Genomic DNA, 18,931 nt, shown 5'->3' on the forward strand with positions numbered 1-18,931 from the left:
GAGATCAGGCCTCGAAGCGTGCTGCGACCTCCCCGGCAATTGCCAGCGAGGCGGTAAGTCCGGGGCTTTCTATGCCGAAAAGATTGACGAGGCCGGCAAGACCGTGTGTTTCCGCCCCATCGATGCGGAAGTCCATGGCCGGTTCGTCCGGACCGGAAATCTTTGGCCGGATACCGGAATAGGCCGGGATCAGCGCGTGATCGGGAAGACCTGGCCAATAGCGCCTTATAGCGTCTCCAAAACCCTCCATGCGGCGGGGATCGACGGCATAGTCGACTGTGTCCACCCACTCCACATCCGGCCCGAAACGGGTCTGGCCAGCGAGATCGAGCGTGAGATGCACGCCGAGACCATGGGTGTGCGGCGCGGGGTAGATCAGCCGTGAAAAGGGCGACTTGCCAGCCAGCGAAAAATAGCTGCCCTTGGCGAAACGCGCCTGCGGGATCACTTCGTCCGGCACTCCTTCGATCTTCCTCGCCACCATCGGTGCGACAAGGCCGGCAGAATTGACGAGCAGCCGGCATGTCAGGCTGGTGGGCTCTGCGCCTCCGACGTGAATCCGGAAACCATCGCGGATCACTTCTGCCTTTTCGAAGGGTGCGTTCAGGGCAAGGGCAGCGCCGTGATCCTGCGCGTCTCCAAGGAGCGCCAGCATATAACCATGGCTGTCGATGATACCGGTCGAGGGCGATATCAGGGCTGCGACGCAGGCGAGTGCGGGTTCGAGCAGGAGCGCCTGTCGCGCATCGACTAGCTCAAGGTCGTCGCAGCCGTTAGCTATGCCTTTTTCGCGCAGGGCGGCGAGCATGGCCACCTCTTCATCGCGCGTGGCGACGATGAGCTTGCCACAGCGGCGATGTGAAACGCCGTGGCTTTGGCAGAAGGCGTAAAGCCGCTCCTTGCCCTCCACGCAAAGTCGGGCCTTGAGGCTTCCGGTTGGATAATAGAGCCCGGCGTGAATGACTTCGCTGTTGCGGGAGGAGGTGGCCGAGCCGAATTCCTTCCCGCTTTCGAGGATAATGGCGGAAAGGCCACGTATCGCCAGTTCGCGCGCTGTCGCTAGCCCTATTACCCCGGCTCCGATGATGATGGCGTCGATATCCGTCATGGTGTTTTCCGTGCCCGCCAGTGGTTTTGAGAGGAGATGCCCTCCGCCGCGCTGATCCTGCGCCATGGGTAGATTGATGCTTGCAGGTGGGCAAGTCGCAATCGGTATTTTTCCCGATGCGCCAATCTTATGGAATTTTATCTCTACGGAAACAGTGGGGAATAAAGCTATTTTACAAGCGAGATAAGCAATGCCCGCTTTGAAGGGCCGAGCAGGCAAGGAGTATACAATGTCTTATTCCAAGGCAGGAAAAGTAAAAGACTTTGTCTCGCAGCCCCAGTCGCCGCGCAACTGGAAAGATTCGGTACATGCGGCTCTTGTCGGCGTCTGTGTGGCTTTTGTCGCCGCCGTCATCTTCGGTCTCGTTCCCTGATCCTCCCGATTTTCTCATCAGGTAATTTGAGAATAAAGGCCGGTCGCTCCTCCGACCGGCCTTTTTCATGCCCATTCACGCCTTCAGGTAATCTTCCGCCAGATCGACCCAGAATGCGGTTCCGATCGGCAGGATATCGTCGTTGAAATCGAATTTCGGATGATGCAGCGGCGGGTCGTTATCGGTGCGGGCGGTGCCGAGGAAGAAATAACAGCCGGGCCGTTTCTCCAGCATATAGGCGAAGTCTTCCGCACCCATCGACGGCCGCTGCATCTGCGCCACCTTGTCAGCCCCGGCAAAACGCCGGGCGAGATCGGCGACATAGTCCGTTTCCGTCTTGTGGTTGATCGTTGCGTTATATCCGCGCTCATAGTCGATGGTGACGCTCATGCCGTAGCTGGCGGCCTGGCCTTCGGCTATCGCCCGGATGCGTTTTTCCAGCTCGTCGCGCACGCCCGGATCGAAGGAGCGGATGGTCAGCAGCATTTCCGCCGTTTCGGGAATGACATTGCTGGCAGCACCGGCATGGAACGCGCCAACCGTGACGACCGCCGATAATTGTGGATGGATGTTGCGTGACACCACGGTTTGCAGCGCCATGATGATGCTTGCGCCGGCAACGATGGGGTCGGCTGCATCCTGGGGTTCGGCGCCGTGGCCGCCGTAGCCGTTGACGGTAATCTTGCACTCGTCGACGGCGGCAAGGATCGGCCCGTCACGCAGCACGAATTGCCCGAAGGGCACACCGGGATCGTTATGCAGGGCAAAAACCGCATCGCAGGGAAAACGTTCGAACAGCCCGTCCTCGATCATGATGCGGGCGCCGCCGAAATTCTCTTCCGCGGGCTGGAAAATCAGATGCAGGGTTCCGTTGAAATTTTTACGCTCCGCGATGATCTTCGCCGCGCCGAGCAGCATGGCGGTGTGGCCGTCATGGCCGCAGGCGTGCATTACGCCCTGATTGGCGCTCGCATAATCCACCCCGGTTTCCTCGTGGATCGGCAGGGCGTCGATATCGGCGCGGATGCCGAGCGTGCGGGTGCTGTCGCCATTGCGCAGGGTAGCAACGACACCCGTTCCGGCCAGCCCCCGCGTAACCTCATAGCCCAGCGCGGCCAACTGTTCGGCAATAAAATCCGACGTCTTGAACTCCGAAAGGCCGATTTCGGGATTGCAGTGCAGGTGGCGGCGAATGGCCACCACATCCGCCATATGGTTGGCAAAGGATGCGAGATTTGCGGTCTGTCTGGTCATTTTTTAAAGTCCCGGGTTCGGCCGTTTTTCCGGCGCCTTTTGCAAATGACATAGCAGCATATGCAGCCATGCGTAAGGGGCGTGGCCTGCCCTGAAACGCGCTGAAATTCAGCGCTTGCATCGTGCCGCGACAGGTGGCATGGAACTATTGACGTCCTGGGGCATTAGCTTCTTTCGGATGTGGCGCGGACCTTCTCGGTTCGTGTTGCCTTTCAGGTTGTCAACGGGGGATTATCGGACGTTGCGCGAACAATTTTCGCCATCGGGGAGGGTGCGAAATCCGGTCGGAACGGCAAAGCCGGGCCGAACGACGACGCTTTCTTCTCTTCATCGAAAGCGCCCCGTCCGCGTCGATCTCCAGCTTCGCACACATCCCGGAATAATGACGCTGCAGCATGATGTGCCTGCGGATGTTATGCGCTTGACGATCCGTTCCGCACAGCGTCTGGTCCGGTTCACCGAAGGTTCAGGATAAGTCATAAATATAGCGTGGCCCGATTTTCGTGTGTGTTCCCGCCACGGACGAATTGCAGGTCAAGTTGAACCAGTTTCCATAAAGTTCAGAATACGAGCCCGATGTCATTTCATATTACCCCGACCGCCGCCGCCCGTGATTCAGAGACGAAGCAGATCGATCACAACGATTCGATCCGCGCGTCCTATATGACGGTCGAGGAACTGCATGATGCGGGCGCCGCGCTTTCGCGCGATGGCGCCGACAGCCTTCCCGGCTTCATGGAGTTCGATTTCTTCGAGCGTCACCGCGAGAACGAGAAGGAAATCCTCAGGGTCTATCGTACGACTGCCGTCGATGCGGAAAATGGCGCGACGATAACGCCGGCGGCGGAATGGCTGCTCGACAACCATTACGTCATCGAAGAGGCGATCCAGGAAGTCCGTCGCGATTTTCCGCGCAAGTTCTATCGCCAGCTGCCGACGATGACGGTTGGCGGGGTGACTGTCCCGCGGGTTGTGGCACTCGGCTGGCTTTATGTCGCCCATACCCACAGCACGGTTTCGCGCGAGAACATGACGGCGCTGGTGGATGGCTACCAGACGTCAAAGACGCTGCAGATCGGCGAATTGTGGGCTCTGCCGTCGATCATCCGTTTTGTGCTCATCGAAAATCTTCGCCGCATCTCCATCCGTGTGGAACGTTCGCGTCGCATGCGCCAGAAGGCGAATGAAGTCGTCGATGAAATCATTCGCCTCAACGATGCGGAAGCCTCGGCAGCGCTTCTCAAGCAGGTCGATTCGCTGGTCGACGACCCGACTTTCGCGACGCAGTTCCTTTATCGTCTGAGGAACGGCTCGCAAACCTCAGGTTTTGCCGTTGCCTGGCTTGAAGAGCGTCTTCATGCTGCCGGTACCGACGCCGAAAACATCATGATGTCGGAACATAATCGCTTAGCATCCGGCAATGTGACGATGGGCAACATCGTTAAGAGCCTGCGTGAAATCGACGACACCGAATGGTCGGTGTGGTTCGAGGAAGTCAGCCACATCGACAAGGTCCTGCGCGAAGAGACCGACTACGAGGTTCTGGATTTCGGTTCACGCAACACCTACCGCAATACAATCGAGCTTCTGGCGCGCCGCTCACCCAAGACCGAAGTCGAGGTTGCGCGCGCCGCTGTCGAAATGGCGCGTTCGGAGACGCCGGCCGGTGCCGATGAAACCCATCGCGTCAATGTCGGCTCCGTGCTTGTGGGCCAGCGCCGCTTCGAACTCGAAAAGGCTTTGGGGTACCGGCCCCTGGTGTCGCAGCATATTGTCCGGGCCATGCGCAAGTTCAACTGGCTCGCGATTGCGGCGCCGGTGCTGCTGATCACCGCGCTCGCCATGCTCGCCGTCGGCTGGTTCCTGGCGCAAGCCGGTATGCCCTGGTATGTTGTGACCGCCTTCCTGCTGATGTTCGCATTGCCCGCATCCGAAGGCGCAACCGGCCTCTTCAACACGCTCGTCACTTTCTTCGTGAAACCGTTCCGGCTTGTCGGATACGAGTTCAAGAATGGCATCCCGCAGGATGCCCGCACATTGGTTGCCGTGCCCTGCATGCTGACCAGCCGCGATAGCGTCGACGAGATGATGCGCAATATCGAGGTGCATTATCTCGCCAATCCGCATGGCGAGATCTACTTCTCGCTGGTGGGCGACTGGCGTGATGCGCAATATGAACAGTCCGACGACGATCTCGAAATTCTCGATTATGCCAAGCGCGAGCTTGCGGCGCTGAACAGCCGTTATGCCTTTGACGGCAAGACGCGCTTCTACCTGCTGCACCGCCGCCGCCTCTACAATCCGGCCGAAGGCTGCTGGATGGGCTGGGAGCGAAAGCGCGGCAAGCTGCATGAGCTGAACATGCTGCTGCGCGGCGACAAGGATACGACTTTCCTTGGCGGTGCGAACATCGTGCCGACCGATGTCAAATATGTCATGACGCTGGATGCCGACACGCGCCTGATGCGCGATGCGGTGACCAAGCTCGTCGGCAAGATGCACCATCCGATCAACCGCCCGAGGATCGATCCGGAATCCGGACGAGTTGTCGAAGGCTACGGTCTGCTGCAGCCGCGTGTGACGCCCTCGCTGACGACGGGCAAGGACGCCTCCGTCTTCCAGCGCGTCTTCTCGATCAATCGCGGTATCGACCCTTATGTCTTCACCGTTTCCGACGTCTATCAAGACCTGACTTCCGAAGGCACTTTCACCGGCAAGGGTCTTTACGATGTGGATGCCTTCGAGGCGGCGCTGAAGGGCCGTATCGAGGAAAACTCCATCCTCAGCCACGACCTACTCGAAGGCTCGTTTGCGCGCTGCGCGCTCGTCACCGATGTGGAGCTGGTGGAAGACTTCCCGACCCGATATGAGGTGGAAGTGTCGCGCCAGCATCGCTGGGCGCGCGGCGACTGGCAGCTTCTGCCCTTTATCCTCGATCGTGCCCGCGGCGTTACCGCCATCGGCCGCTGGAAGATGGTCGACAATCTGCGTCGCTCGCTGACGCCGATCGCCTGGTTCTTCGCCTCGATCCTCGGCTGGTATTTCATGGATCCGCTCGGTGCGCTGATCTGGCAGATTCTGCTGATCTTCTCGCTGTTCGTCGCGCCCACGCTTTCCTTGCTGTCCGGACTCGTGCCGCGCTCCACCGATATCGTGCCACAGGCGCATTTCCACACCATCTGGTCCGAAATCCGCGCCACCAACGCACAGGTTGCGCTGCGCATCGTCTTCATCGCCGATGCCGCCTGCATGATGACGGATGCGATTGCACGTTCGCTGTACCGCCTGCTCGTCAGCCACAAGCTGATGCTGGAATGGCGCACCGCCGCCAGCATGCAGTCGAGCGCACAGGGCGGCATCGTCGATTATTACCGCCAGATGTGGCATGCGCCTGTCGTGGCCATGCTGGGGCTGTTGTTTGCGTCGCTGCCGGGCGACAACGCCTTCCTGATCGGTATCCCTTTTACGCTTCTTTGGGTTCTGTCCCCGGCCGTCGCCTGGTATGTCAGCCAGTCTGCTGAAACCGAAGACCGATTGTTCGTTTCGGAGCATGTCTCCTTCGAACTTCGCAAGATCGCGCGTCGCACCTGGCGTTATTACGAGACCTTCGTGACAGCGCAGGAAAATCACCTGCCGCCGGACAACTTCCAGGAAACGCCGGAGCCGATTGTCGCTTCGCGTACCTCTCCCACCAATATCGGCGTCTATCTGCTTTCCATCATTTCGGCGCGCCAGTTCGGCTGGATCAGCTTTGCCGATACGCTGGAGCGGATCGAGAACACGATCCAGACCGTCGAGAAGATGGAGAAGTATCGCGGTCATCTCTACAACTGGTATCATACCGACACCTTGCAGACGCTTGGGCCGCGTTATGTTTCGGCAGTGGATAGCGGCAACCTCGCCGGCCATCTGATTGCGGTTTCGTCCGCCTGCCGCGATTGGGCGGAGGCACCGTCCGCGCATCTTCAGGGTAATCTGGACGGTATTGGTGATCTTGCCGGCATTCTGCGCGAAACGCTGAAGGCATTGCCGGACGATCGCAAGAACCTGCGACCGCTGCATCGCCGGCTTGAAGAGCGCATCATCGGCTTCTCGAACGCCCTTGCGTCCGTCAAGCGCGAGCATGAATTCGCCTCGATCCGTGTCATCAATCTCGCGGTTCTTGCGCGCGATATCCAGAAACTCGCCACCAACGTCGATCACGAGGTGAAATCCGCGCAGAGCGCGGAAGTGACGCGCTGGGCGCAATTGCTCGTCGATTGCTGCGAGGCGCATATTTCAGACAGCGCCATCGACCTCACCAACATGGAGCCGCTGCGACAGCGTCTCGCATCGCTGCGCGACCGCAGCCGCAACCTCGCCTTCTCGATGGATTTCACGTTCCTTTACCGCAAGGATCGCCGTCTTCTGTCGATCGGTTACCGCGTCGAAAGCAAGGAGCTCGACGAGGCCTGCTACGACCTTCTGGCTTCCGAATGCCGCCTGACCAGCCTGTTTGCCATCGCCAAGGGCGATCTGCCGACCGAACACTGGTATCGTCTTGGCCGTCAGGTCGTGCCAATCGGTGCGCAGGGCGCGTTGGTGTCGTGGTCGGGTTCGATGTTCGAATATTTGATGCCTCCGCTCGTCATGCAGGAGCGTCAGGGCGGCATTCTCAACCAGACCAACAATCTGATCGTCAAGGAACAGATGAACCACGGCCGCCGTCTCGGCACGCCATGGGGCATTTCCGAAGCGGCGTTCAACGCCCGCGATCACAACATGAACTATCAGTACACCAACTTCGGTGTACCGACCCTTGGCCTCAAGCGTGGTCTCGGCCAGAATGCGGTGATCGCGCCTTATGCGTCGATCCTCGCCAGCCAGTACGATCCCGACGGTGCACTCGAAAACCTCGACAAGCTGCGCAAGCTGGGCGCGCTTGGACAATATGGTTTCCATGATGCGGTGGATTTCACGCCGACGCGCGTACCGGACGGCAAGGTCTGTGCGGTGGTCTATAACTATTATGCTCACCACCACGGCATGTCGATTGCGGCCGTCGCCAACGTCGCTTTCGACGGCGTGCTGCGCGAACTCTTCCATTCCGATCCGGTGATCGAGGCGGCCGAACTGCTGTTGCAGGAAAAGGCGCCACGCGAAGTGCCCGTCATGAGCGCCAAATACGAGCCGGAAACCCCCGGCAAGGAACAGGCCGACCTGTTGCGTGCGGAAGTGCGCTCCATTGCCGATCCGGCGGTGCGCGACCGCGAAGTGGTGTTCCTCTCGAACGGCCATTATTCGACGATGCTCACCTCGACGGGTGCGGGTTATTCGAAGTGGAACGGACAGGCGATTTCCCGCTGGAAAGCCGATCCGACAGACGATCGATGGGGCACCTTCATCTTCCTGCGCGATACCACCAATGGACAATGGTGGAGTGCGACGGCGGAGCCGCGTGTCATCGAGGGTGAAAAGACCAAGACGATCTTTACCGATGACAAGGCCGAGTTCCACAAGACAACAGGCGATCTGCAGAGTGTTGTCGAATGCATCGTCGCCACTGAGCATGATGCCGAAGGCCGCCGTATCACCCTGCTGAACGTCGGTTCCGAGGATCGCTACATCGAAGTGACCTCCTATATGGAGCCGGTCATCGCGTCTGAGGATGATGACAACGCCCATCCGCTCTTCTCGCGCATGTTTGTGCAGACGGAAATCGGCCGCCGCGGCGACGTCATCCGCGCCTGGCGCAACCGTCGCAGCCCGAACGAGCCTGGCACCGTCATCGCGCATCTGGCCGCCGACAATGCCGGCCCGTCGCGCCCGACGGAATTCGAAACGGATCGCGCCAAGTTCATCGGTCGCGGACGGTCGCTGCGCGAAGCCGCGGCTTTCGATGCCGGTGCAACGCTCTCCAGCACCGACGGTTTCACGCTCGATCCGATCCTCTCCCTTCGGCGCACCGTGCGCGTGCCGGCCGGCAAGAAGGTGAGCGTGATCTTCTGGACGATTGCCGCGCCAAGCCGCGAGGAAGTCGACAAGGCGATCGATCGCTATCGTCATCCGGACGCTTTCGCCCATGAACTCGTGCATGCCTGGACACGCACGCAGGTGCAGATGCGCCATGTGGGTGTCACCTCGCAGCAGGCGGCCGCCTTCCAGCATCTCGGCCGTTATCTGACCTATCCCGACATGCATCTGCGTGCGGATTCGGAAACGCTGAAAACAGGCCTCGCCTCGCAGCGCTCTCTGTGGCCGCTTGCCATTTCGGGCGATTTCCCGATCTTCAGCTTGCGCATCAATGACGACATGGACATGGATATCGCCCGTGAGGCGCTGAGCGCCCACGAATATCTGCGTTCACGCGGCGTGATCTTCGATCTCGTCATCGTCAACGAACGCGCTGCGTCCTATGCCCAGGACATGCAGCATGCGCTCGATCATATCTCCGAGGCGCAGCGCCGTATCAATCCTGCCGATGGCGGACGCCCACATGTCTTCTCGGTACGCCGCGACCTGATGGACGAGGAAACATGGAATGCGCTTCTCGCCGCGTCGCGTGTCGTGCTGCATGTTCGCAACGGCAAGATCGTTGACCAGATCAACCGCGCAGTCTCGCTGTTTGCGGCCCATCGCGGCCCGGATGGCACGAGTGACGCGGCACAGGCCCGTCTGCCGGTCCCGGCCTTCCCGGTTGCGGAACCGGTCGAGGACGCCGGCGATCTCGATTTCTGGAATGGTTTCGGCGGCTTTGCCAAGAACGGTCAGGAATATGTGGTGCGTCTGAATGGCGGGCAGTCCACGCCGCATCCATGGATCAACGTTATCTCGAACGAGAATTTCGGCTTCCATATTTCAGCCGAAGGCGCCGGTTTCAGCTGGAGCCGCAATTCGCGTGACTACCAGTTGACGCCCTGGACCAATGACCCTGTTATCAACCGGCCGGGCGAGGCCTTCTATGTCGCCGATGTGGAAACAGGAAAGCTCTATACGCCCTGTGCCGCCTTGTCGCGCGATCCTGAAGCCATGTTCGAAACTCGCCATGGTCTCGGTTATTCGATCCTGACCGGCGTGGCGGATACGCTCGAAGTCGAGCTGACGCAGACCGCTGACCGTGAAAAACCGGTCAAGTTCTCGCAGGTCATTGTGCGCAACAAGGGTTCGAAAAGCCGCCGTCTGAAGGTATATGCCTATGTGGAGTGGGTGCTTGGCAATAACGCCCAGAAATCCGCGCCGTTCATCCTGAGCAGGCATGATGCGGGCAGCAACGCGATCTTTGCATCGAACCCCTACAGCATCGACTATAGTGCCTGCACTTCGTTCCTGACACTCGATAGCGAGGCCAGCGGCTTTACCACCAGCCGCCGGGAATTCATCGGCCGCTTCGGTTCTGCACAGGCGCCGCAGGGCATCGTGTCCGGTGCGGCGCTGAGTGGCACCACCGAGGTAGATGGCGATCCCTGCGCGGCACTGATGCAGGAAATCCACCTGAAGCCCGGCGAAGAAAGGCACATGACCTTCATTCTCGGCGATGCCGACAATGCGGAAGAGGCCGAAGCACTGGTGAAGGATGCCCGCCAGGCGGACTTCCAGACGGTATTGGATGCGAGCAAGGCATTCTGGACGGGCTTTACCGGCCAGTTGCAGGTCTCTACGCCCGATGCCGGCTTCAACCACATGGTCAATAACTGGCTGCCTTATCAGGCGCTCGCCTGCCGCATTCTGGCGCGCACCGCCTTTTACCAGTCGAGCGGCGCCTTCGGCTTCCGTGACCAGTTGCAGGATACGCTGGCCTTCCTGCTCTACCAGCCGGATCTCGCCCGCACGCAGATCCTGCGCGCGGCAGGCCGCCAGTTCCCGGAAGGCGACGTGCAGCATTGGTGGCTGCCGCTGACGGGTGCCGGTGTCCGCACGACCATCTCGGACGATGTGGTCTGGCTCGCTTATGCCATCAACCAGTATGTCTCAGCCACGGACGATGTCGCCATCCTCGATGAGAGCATTCCCTTCCTTAAGGGCCCGGCATTGATGCCCGGCCAGCACGATGCTTTCTTCCAGCCGGAGACGAGCGACAGGTCCGTCACGCTTTACGAACATGCGGCGCTAGCGCTTGATCTCGCCATTCACCGTACCGGGGAGAACGGCCTGCCGCTGATCCTCGGCGGAGACTGGAACGACGGCATGAACCGTGTCGGCGTTGGCGGCAAGGGCACGAGCGTCTGGCTCGGCTGGTTCCTGTCAGGCGCATTGCGAGACTTCGTCGAGATCGCCGAGAAGCGCGGCGATACTGACCGCGTCGCCAAATGGTCGTCGCATCGGGAAAGGCTGCGCAATGCGCTGGAAACAGCGGGTTGGGATGGCAGCTATTACCGGCGCGGCTATTTCGATGACGGCACACCGCTAGGCTCGTCCGAAAGCGAGGAATGCCGGATCGATTCGCTCGGCCAGAGCTGGAGCGTTCTCTCCGGCGAAGGCGAAGAGGCTCGGTCGCAGCAGGCGATGGATGCGGTCATGTCGCATCTGGTCGATGAAAAGACCGGCATCATCCGGCTGTTCACGCCGCCCTTCTCGCGTGCGCCGCATGATCCGGGCTACATCAAGGGATATCCGCCGGGTGTGCGCGAAAACGGCGGACAATATACCCATGCGGCGACTTGGGTGGTTCTTGCGCTTGCCAAGCAAGGTCGTGCGCAGGAGGCATGGAACTGCTTCCAGCTGCTCAACCCCGTCAATCATGCGCTCGATGCGGCGGCGTCGGAAACCTATCGGGTCGAACCCTATGTGGTGACTGCGGATGTCTACGGTGAAGGCGCCTACGCCGGCCGTGGCGGGTGGAGCTGGTACACGGGTTCTGCCGGCTGGCTCTATCGTGCGGCCGTCGAGGGTATTCTCGGCATCACCCGCACCAACGGAAAGCTGCATATTTCGCCATCGCTGCCAGAGGACTGGAGCGGTTTCTCGGTGAAGATCACGCTCGACGGGAAGGCAAAGGACATTGTCGTCAGCCGCAAGGCAGATACGGCGGCAGTTTCCGTTTCCGTCGATGGCAAGGTCCTGTCGGCAGATGATCGGGTGATTCCCTTCGACTAAGACGATCAGGTCTCCGTTCGCCTATAAACTCAGGCTCCCGTGGTAACGCGGGGGCCTGAATCTTTATGGGGCTACCCTGACCTCCGACTCAGCCTATGGGTCGGATCATGGCATGGCACCGGGCTTCCTTCGCAGCACTGGCTGGAAGGTGCTGCAGCGCCGAGATAGGCTCATATTGGCGAAGGCTTCGATGGCGCGGTGCCGGATCGTCCGGTACGGACTGTCTCGTCAATCCTTTCGAGAAAGCAGCAGTCACAAATAGTCGGTCGATCGGAGGGGAATTATCCAGGAATTCAGCGCATCTTTCACAGAACTTGCGCTGTTGGCGTTGCTCACCATTCTTTCGTTAACGTTGTCGTGTTGGCTGGCGTGCTGCCCACGGAAGACGAGCGTCGGAATGACGCTTGGCGTGGTGCTTGGAGTTTTCCTGATCAAACTCGCAGCTATCGTTGCCTTTCTGGGAACTGTCCTCCCATGCGCGCAGCTTGATTTCTGGCTGGCAAGTTCCTTGACCGGAATTCTTTGATAGGCGACCTGTGATCTGGCGGGGTCGCCGGGAAGCGCACAAAGAAAAAGGGCGGACAACATGCTGTCCGCCCTGTCTTCATTCCGTCAGCCAGACCCTTAGGAGGCAATAGCCTTTGGCCGGGGTTGCTGGTTTTCGTCTTCCGTTAGCAGGCCGCTGGTGCGCAGTAGCGAGGTGAAGCGACCGCCGCGCTGGGTCAGTTCATCGAAGGTGCCCTTCTCGATGATCCGGCCCTGATCGAGGAAAAGAACGAGATCGGCATCGCGGACCGTGGAAAGGCGGTGCGCGATGATGAAGGTCGTGCGATTCTTTCGCAGCGCATCCACGGCGGCCTTCACACGGGCCTCGGTTTCCACGTCCAGCGCACTGGTTGCCTCATCGAGAACCAGAATGGGGGCGTTTTTCAGGATGGCGCGTGCAATGGCGATGCGCTGGCGCTCGCCGCCGGACAGGCGGTTGCCGCGTTCACCCACCTGGGTCAGATAGCCGTTGATGCGGCTGTCGATGAAATCCGTCGCCGCTGCTGCCGCCGCTGCTTCCACCACTTCCGCATCGGTGGCCGATTCACGGCCGAGGCGGATGTTTTCGCGAATGGAGCGGTTCAGCAGGCCCGCATCCTGAAACACCGTGGCGATGGAGTTGCGGAGCGAATTTTTCGTCACCGTCGAAATATCGGTTCCATCGATGAGTATCTGGCCGGAATCGGGGTCGTAGACCCGCTGCAGGAGATTGATGAGCGTGGTCTTGCCGGCGCCCGTCGGCCCGACGATCGCGACTGTCTCGCCGGCCTTGGCCGTGAACGAAACGTCGTGAACGCCCTGCTTGGTGTTGGCGAAACCGAAATTGATGTTGCGGAACTCCACGGTGCCGGAGACATTCGACAATTCGCGCGCATCGCCCGGTTCTTCCCGTTCCTTGACGGAATCTTCCAGCACGAAGAAATCCACGAGCTTGGCGCGGGCTTCGAAAATCTGCGTCACGAATTGGCGCATCTGGTCCAGACGGCCGATCAGGAGATTCGCGAAACCGATGAAGGCAATGACATCGCCAACGCGCAACTCACCGTTCTTCACCAGCATGGTACCGATGACGAGGATGATCATCATCGAAACGGTGGAGGCCGTGCGGTTAAGTGCACTGGCGAAGGCCCACCAGTCCAGCACCGGATATTGCGCGCTCAGCAGCTTTTCGGTGAAAGATTTCAGCGCTTTCGTTTCGGCCTCGATGCGGTTGTAGCTGTGCAGCACCGACACGTTGCTGATGGAGTCGCTGACATGGGCAAAAACGCTGTGATAATGCTCTTCGACCGAAGCCTGACCGTCTTTGGTGCGGCTCATCACCCACTTGCCGATGTACCAATAAACGATACCGAGGCCGATCAGCACGAAGCTGAGGCGCAGGTCCATGGACATGGCTGTCGGCACAAGCAGCACCAGTGCGACGAAGGTGGCCAGATGCGTGCGCATGAATTCGAGCCACAGGCCAAACAGCGTTTCGCTGGCGCGCAAAAGCGTGTGCAGGGCGTTGGAGGTGCCGCGCTGATGGTGCCAGGAGAGCGGCATTGAGATGATGCGCCCGAAGGCTTCCGTCAGAAGCGACGCGCGCCGGCCATGGGCCAGCCTGTCGGCCTCGCGGGCAACAGCCACATAAGCGACAGTGTTGAAGACACCGAAACCCGCCCACAAAATGAGGATGGGCGCGACATTTGTGCCGGAAGAGATGGCGTCGATGATCCGGCCGAACAGCACCGGTTCGGCGATGGTGATCGCTGCAAGAATGACGTTGGCGATGACGACCACCGTCACCCGCCATTTATGAACGGTCAGATAGCGCAGCGCGCGTGTGTAAACCTGAAACAAGGTCAAATTTTCAATCCAGTCCGAGCGTCTTTTTCGAGCGGTTGTTTGTTCGGCCTCAAGGCAAGTTATTTTAGCAAGGTTGCATGAGACGGCGAAATTTGTGTAATTATCGCTCTTTCTGTCTGAATGGCGGCTTAACAGATCGACCGCGCGTGCGAACCGAAAAAAACCGAACCTGATGTTTCCGGAGGCCTGCCGTCACAAGATTTCGCATCTTCGTTTCAGGGATTGCTAACGACGATATGTTCAATCTCAACCGACCGGCGCCCGAGTAACATGACGTCATCGCGGGACCATGTCCTTCGTGTCATTCCCTTCAAGCCAAGCTCCGGACCCCGTGTCTTTATGCATGATATTCTTCACTTCATCTCTGCGTGTTACCAAGCGGGAAGCGCCGACCGCGTTCGTTCTGAATTTGTAACGCTCATTCGCGAATACGGTTTCGAATATTTTCTCGTCAGCAGGCGGATGACCGGTGAGCTCGCCTCCACCGGACACATCCTCGCGCAACACCTGCCCGAAGGCTGGCTGGAGGTCTACAGGGCAAAAAAATACAATCTTGTCGATCCCGTCCGCAAGGTGATCGGCATGGTGCACAAGCCATTTCAGTGGAAGGAAGCGCTGGAGGGGCTGCCGCGTGCGATGCATCGCAAAAGGGCGAGCGTGTTTTTCCACGATGCCGGCCGGTACGGTCTGCAGGGTGGTTACGCCTTTCCCGTGCACGGCCGTGCAGGCTTCATCGGTGCGGTGTTCATTGGCGGCCAGGATCGGCAATTGCCCTCTTTGCAGGTGGAGTTACTGGATGCGGCCACGCGTGCCGTGTTCTGGCGCCTTCTCGATCTTTCCGGGCAGGCCCATGGTTTCAGCAATGCCCCTGACGTTTCCGCTCTCGAGCTTACGAGGCGCGAAATGGAGGTGTTGACGCTGATGGCGGATGGTATGACTTCCACCGAAATTGGACGCCAACTATCGATCTCCAACCACACGGTCGACTGGTACATCAACGGGATCCAGCGCCGTTTCAGCGCCAAGAACCGACAGCACACCGTAGCGCTTGCTTTTCGCCATGGTTTGCTGAGCTAGCGCAAACAGGACAGTTCTCGCCGGAATTGCTCTTTCCAAGACAGGGTTTTGCTGCTTAATTCCGCAGTGCAGCAGAAATTTTGTTTTGGCGTGTGGGGAGACCGTCTTGAAAATATCGAAAATACTTGTTGCCAACCGATCCGAAATTGCGATCCGCGTTTTCCGGGCAGCGAACGAGCTTGGGATTAAAACCGTTGCGATTTGGGCGGAAGAGGACAAGCTGTCTTTGCACCGCTTCAAGGCGGACGAATCCTATCAGGTCGGCAGGGGGCCGCATCTCGCCAAGGATATGGGGCCGATCGAGAGCTATCTTTCGATCGAGGAGGTTATTCGCGTTGCCAAGCTTTCCGGAGCGGACGCGATCCATCCCGGTTACGGTCTTCTGTCTGAAAGCCCCGAATTCGTGGAGGCCTGCAACAAGGCCGGCATCACCTTCATCGGGCCGACGGCGGATACGATGCGCCAGCTCGGCAACAAGGTGGCTGCCCGTAATCTGGCGATCTCGGTCAACGTCCCCGTTGTTCCCGCTACCGATCCACTGCCCGACGATATGGCGGAAGTGGAGCGCATGGCTGCGGAAATCGGCTATCCGGTCATGCTGAAAGCCTCCTGGGGCGGCGGCGGACGCGGTATGCGCGCCATCCGCAGACGAGAGGATCTTGCCCGAGAGGTGACGGAAGCCAAGCGCGAGGCGAAGGCCGCCTTCGGAAAGGACGAAGTCTATCTCGAAAAGCTGGTCGAGCGTGCGCGTCACGTCGAAAGCCAGATTCTCGGCGATACGCATGGCAATGTCGTGCATCTGTTCGAGCGCGATTGTTCGATCCAGCGCCGCAATCAAAAGGTGGTCGAGCGTGCGCCCGCGCCCTATCTCACCGAAGCGCAGCGTCAGGAACTTGCTGCCTACTCCCTGAAGATCGCCGCCGCGACCAGCTATATCGGCGCCGGCACGGTCGAATATCTGATGGATGCCGATACCGGCAAATTCTACTTCATTGAGGTCAATCCACGCATCCAGGTGGAGCATACCGTCACTGAAGTCGTGACCGGTATCGATATCGTCAAGGCGCAGATCCATATTCTCGAAGGCGCTGCCATCGGCACCGCGGAATCCGGCGTGCCGCGCCAGGAGGATATCCGTCTCAACGGCCATGCGCTGCAGTGCCGTATCACCACTGAAGACCCGGAACATAACTTCATTCCGGATTACGGCCGTATCACCGCCTACCGTTCCGCCTCTGGCTTCGGCATCCGTCTGGATGGCGGCACTTCCTATACCGGCGCTGTCATCACCCGCTATTACGATCCGCTGCTCGTCAAGGTAACGGCCTGGGCGCCGCAACCGGATGAAGCGATCAACCGCATGGACCGCGCGCTGCGCGAATTCCGTATTCGCGGCGTGGCAACGAACCTCACCTTCCTCGAAGCCATCATCGGTCACGATAGTTTCCGCAACAATACCTATACGACCCGCTTCATCGATTCGACGCCGGAACTGTTTGCGCAGGTCAAGCGTCAGGACCGCGCCACCAAGCTCCTGACCTATCTTGCCGACGTGACCGTCAACGGCCACCCGGAAACCAAGGGTCGCGCCAGGCCGTCCGAAAAGGCGGCAAAGCCCGTCGTGCCTTATATCGATGCGCCGACGCCCGATGGCACCAAGCAGTTGCTGGACAAGCTTGGCCCGAAGGGCTTTTCGGACTGGATGCGCAATGAAAAACGCGTTCTGGTTACCGATACGACCATGCGTGACGGGCACCAGTCGCTTTTGGCCACCCGCGTTCGTACCCATGATATCGCCCGTGTCGCCAGCGTTTATGCCAAGGCACTGCCGCAGCTTCTCTCGCTGGAATGCTGGGGTGGTGCGACGTTCGACGTTTCCATGCGCTTCCTGACGGAAGACCCATGGGAGCGTCTTGCGCTGATCCGCGAAGGCGCGCCAAACCTGCTGCTGCAGATGCTTCTGCGCGGCGCGAACGGCGTTGGATACAAGAACTATCCCGACAACGTCGTGAAATACTTCGTCCGTCAGGCCGCAAAGGGTGGGGTCGATCTCTTCCGCGTCTTCGACTGCCTGAACTGGGTGGAGAATATGCGCGTCTCGATGGATGCAATTGCCGAGGAGAACAAGCTCTGCGAGGCGACCATCTGCTACACCGGCGACCTGTTGAATTCGGCGCGTCCGAAATATGATCTCAAATATTATACCAACCTCGCCGTTGAGCTGGAAAAGGCCGGCGCCCATATCATCGCCGTCAAGGATATGGCGGGCCTGCTGAAACCGGCTGCCGCCAAGGTTCTGTTCAAGGCGCTGCGCGAAGCGACCGGTCTGCCGATTCATTTCCACACCCATGATACTTCGGGCATTTCTGCCGCGACCGTTCTCGCGGCCGTGGATGCCGGTGTCGACGCCGTGGATGCCGCAATGGACGCCTTCTCCGGCAATACGTCGCAGCCTTGCCTTGGCTCGATTGTGGAGGCGCTGGCGGGCTCGGAGCGCGACACGGGTCTCGATACCGAATGGATCCGCCGCATTTCCTTCTATTGGGAGGCCGTGCGCAACCAGTATGCCGCCTTCGAGAGCGATCTCAAGGGACCAGCCTCGGAAGTCTATCTGCATGAAATGCCGGGTGGACAGTTCACCAACCTCAAGGAACAGGCCCGTTCGCTGGGTCTTGAGAGCCGCTGGCACGAGGTGGCGCAGGCCTATGCCGACGCCAACCGGATGTTCGGCGATATCGTCAAGGTGACGCCGTCTTCCAAGGTCGTCGGTGATATGGCGTTGATGATGGTCAGTCAGGATCTGACGGTGGCCGATGTTGAAAACCCTGATCGTGAAGTGTCTTTCCCGGAATCGGTGGTGTCGATGCTGAAGGGCGATCTTGGGCAGTCGCCGGGCGGCTGGCCGGCAGCCCTGCAGAAAAAGGCGCTGAAGGGCGAAGCGCCCTATACCGTCCGTCCGGGTTCGCTGCTGGAAGATGCCGATCTCGATGCCGAACGGAAGGTGATCGAGACCAAGCTGGAGCGCAAGGTCGATGACTTCGAGTTCGCATCCTATTTGATGTATCCGAAGGTATTCACCGATTTCGCGCTGACTGCTGAGACATATGGTCCGGTCTCCGTGCTGCCGACCCATGCCTATTTCTACGGCATGGAGGATGGTGAAGAGCTGTTTGCCGATATCGAACGCGGCAAGACGCTCGTCATCGTCAATCAGGCTTCGTCCGGTACGGATGATAAGGGCATGGTGACGGTGTTCTTCGAGATCAACGGTCAGCCGCGCCGCATCAAGGTGCCGGATCGCGCCCATGGTGCCTCCGGCTCCGCGGTGCGCCGCAAGGCGGAACCCGGCAATGCGTCCCATATCGGCGCGCCGATGCCTGGCGTCATCAGTCGCGTCTTCGTCAACCAGGGTCAGGATGTCAAGGCCGGCGACGTGCTGCTTTCCATCGAGGCCATGAAGATGGAAACTGCGCTGCATGCCGAACGCGACGGCAAGATCGCCGAAGTTCTGGTGCGCCCCGGCGATCAGATCGATGCGAAGGATTTGTTGATCGCTTACGGGGAATAAAGCCGTATCTGATCATTGATGCAATGTCAGACGCCCGCCTCTTCGGCGGGCGTTTTTTATTGCGTAACCGAAAAAACTCAAATATGCA

Annotated in this window: 7 protein-coding genes; 4 read left to right on the forward strand and 3 right to left on the reverse strand. The window is 59.5% G+C overall.

The window, feature by feature from the left end; all coding sequences use genetic code 11:
- Positions 1–4: 4 nt before the first annotated feature.
- Positions 5–1,108, reverse strand: a complete 1,104-nt coding sequence (locus ACQZ48_RS13800) for an NAD(P)/FAD-dependent oxidoreductase (RefSeq protein ID WP_077985577.1) — start codon at positions 1,106–1,108, stop codon at positions 5–7.
- 229 nt (positions 1,109–1,337) lie between these two features.
- On the opposite strand from ACQZ48_RS13800, the gene ACQZ48_RS13805 reads away from it, so the two are divergent.
- Entirely contained in the window at positions 1,338–1,481 is a 144-nt protein-coding gene (locus ACQZ48_RS13805; RefSeq protein ID WP_003505150.1) for a hypothetical protein, read from the forward strand.
- Between the two features lie 75 nt (positions 1,482–1,556).
- On the opposite strand, the gene ACQZ48_RS13810 is transcribed toward ACQZ48_RS13805, so the two are convergent.
- Positions 1,557–2,735, reverse strand: coding sequence for a M20 aminoacylase family protein (locus ACQZ48_RS13810; protein WP_170985690.1), 1,179 nt, complete (start codon positions 2,733–2,735; stop codon positions 1,557–1,559).
- A gap of 576 nt (positions 2,736–3,311) precedes the next feature.
- On the opposite strand from ACQZ48_RS13810, the gene ACQZ48_RS13815 reads away from it, so the two are divergent.
- Positions 3,312–11,807, forward strand: coding sequence for a GH36-type glycosyl hydrolase domain-containing protein (locus ACQZ48_RS13815; RefSeq protein WP_191217198.1), 8,496 nt, complete (start codon positions 3,312–3,314; stop codon positions 11,805–11,807).
- Between the two features lie 624 nt (positions 11,808–12,431).
- On the opposite strand, the gene ACQZ48_RS13820 is transcribed toward ACQZ48_RS13815, so the two are convergent.
- Complete coding sequence (locus tag ACQZ48_RS13820; RefSeq protein WP_077985439.1) at positions 12,432–14,198, reverse strand: glucan ABC transporter ATP-binding protein/ permease; 1,767 nt, start codon at positions 14,196–14,198, stop codon at positions 12,432–12,434.
- Positions 14,199–14,537: 339 nt separating this feature from the next.
- Here ACQZ48_RS13820 and ACQZ48_RS13825 point away from each other — a divergent pair, with 339 nt between their 5' ends.
- Positions 14,538–15,275, forward strand: a complete 738-nt coding sequence (locus tag ACQZ48_RS13825; RefSeq protein WP_077985440.1) for a helix-turn-helix transcriptional regulator — start codon at positions 14,538–14,540, stop codon at positions 15,273–15,275.
- Positions 15,276–15,381: 106 nt separating this feature from the next.
- A complete protein-coding gene (gene pyc / locus ACQZ48_RS13830; RefSeq protein ID WP_448728903.1) occupies positions 15,382–18,843 on the forward strand; it encodes a pyruvate carboxylase in 3,462 nt (1,153 codons plus the stop codon).
- Positions 18,844–18,931 lie beyond the last annotated feature (88 nt).

Source organism: Agrobacterium sp. 22-209-1 (assembly GCF_053522485.1).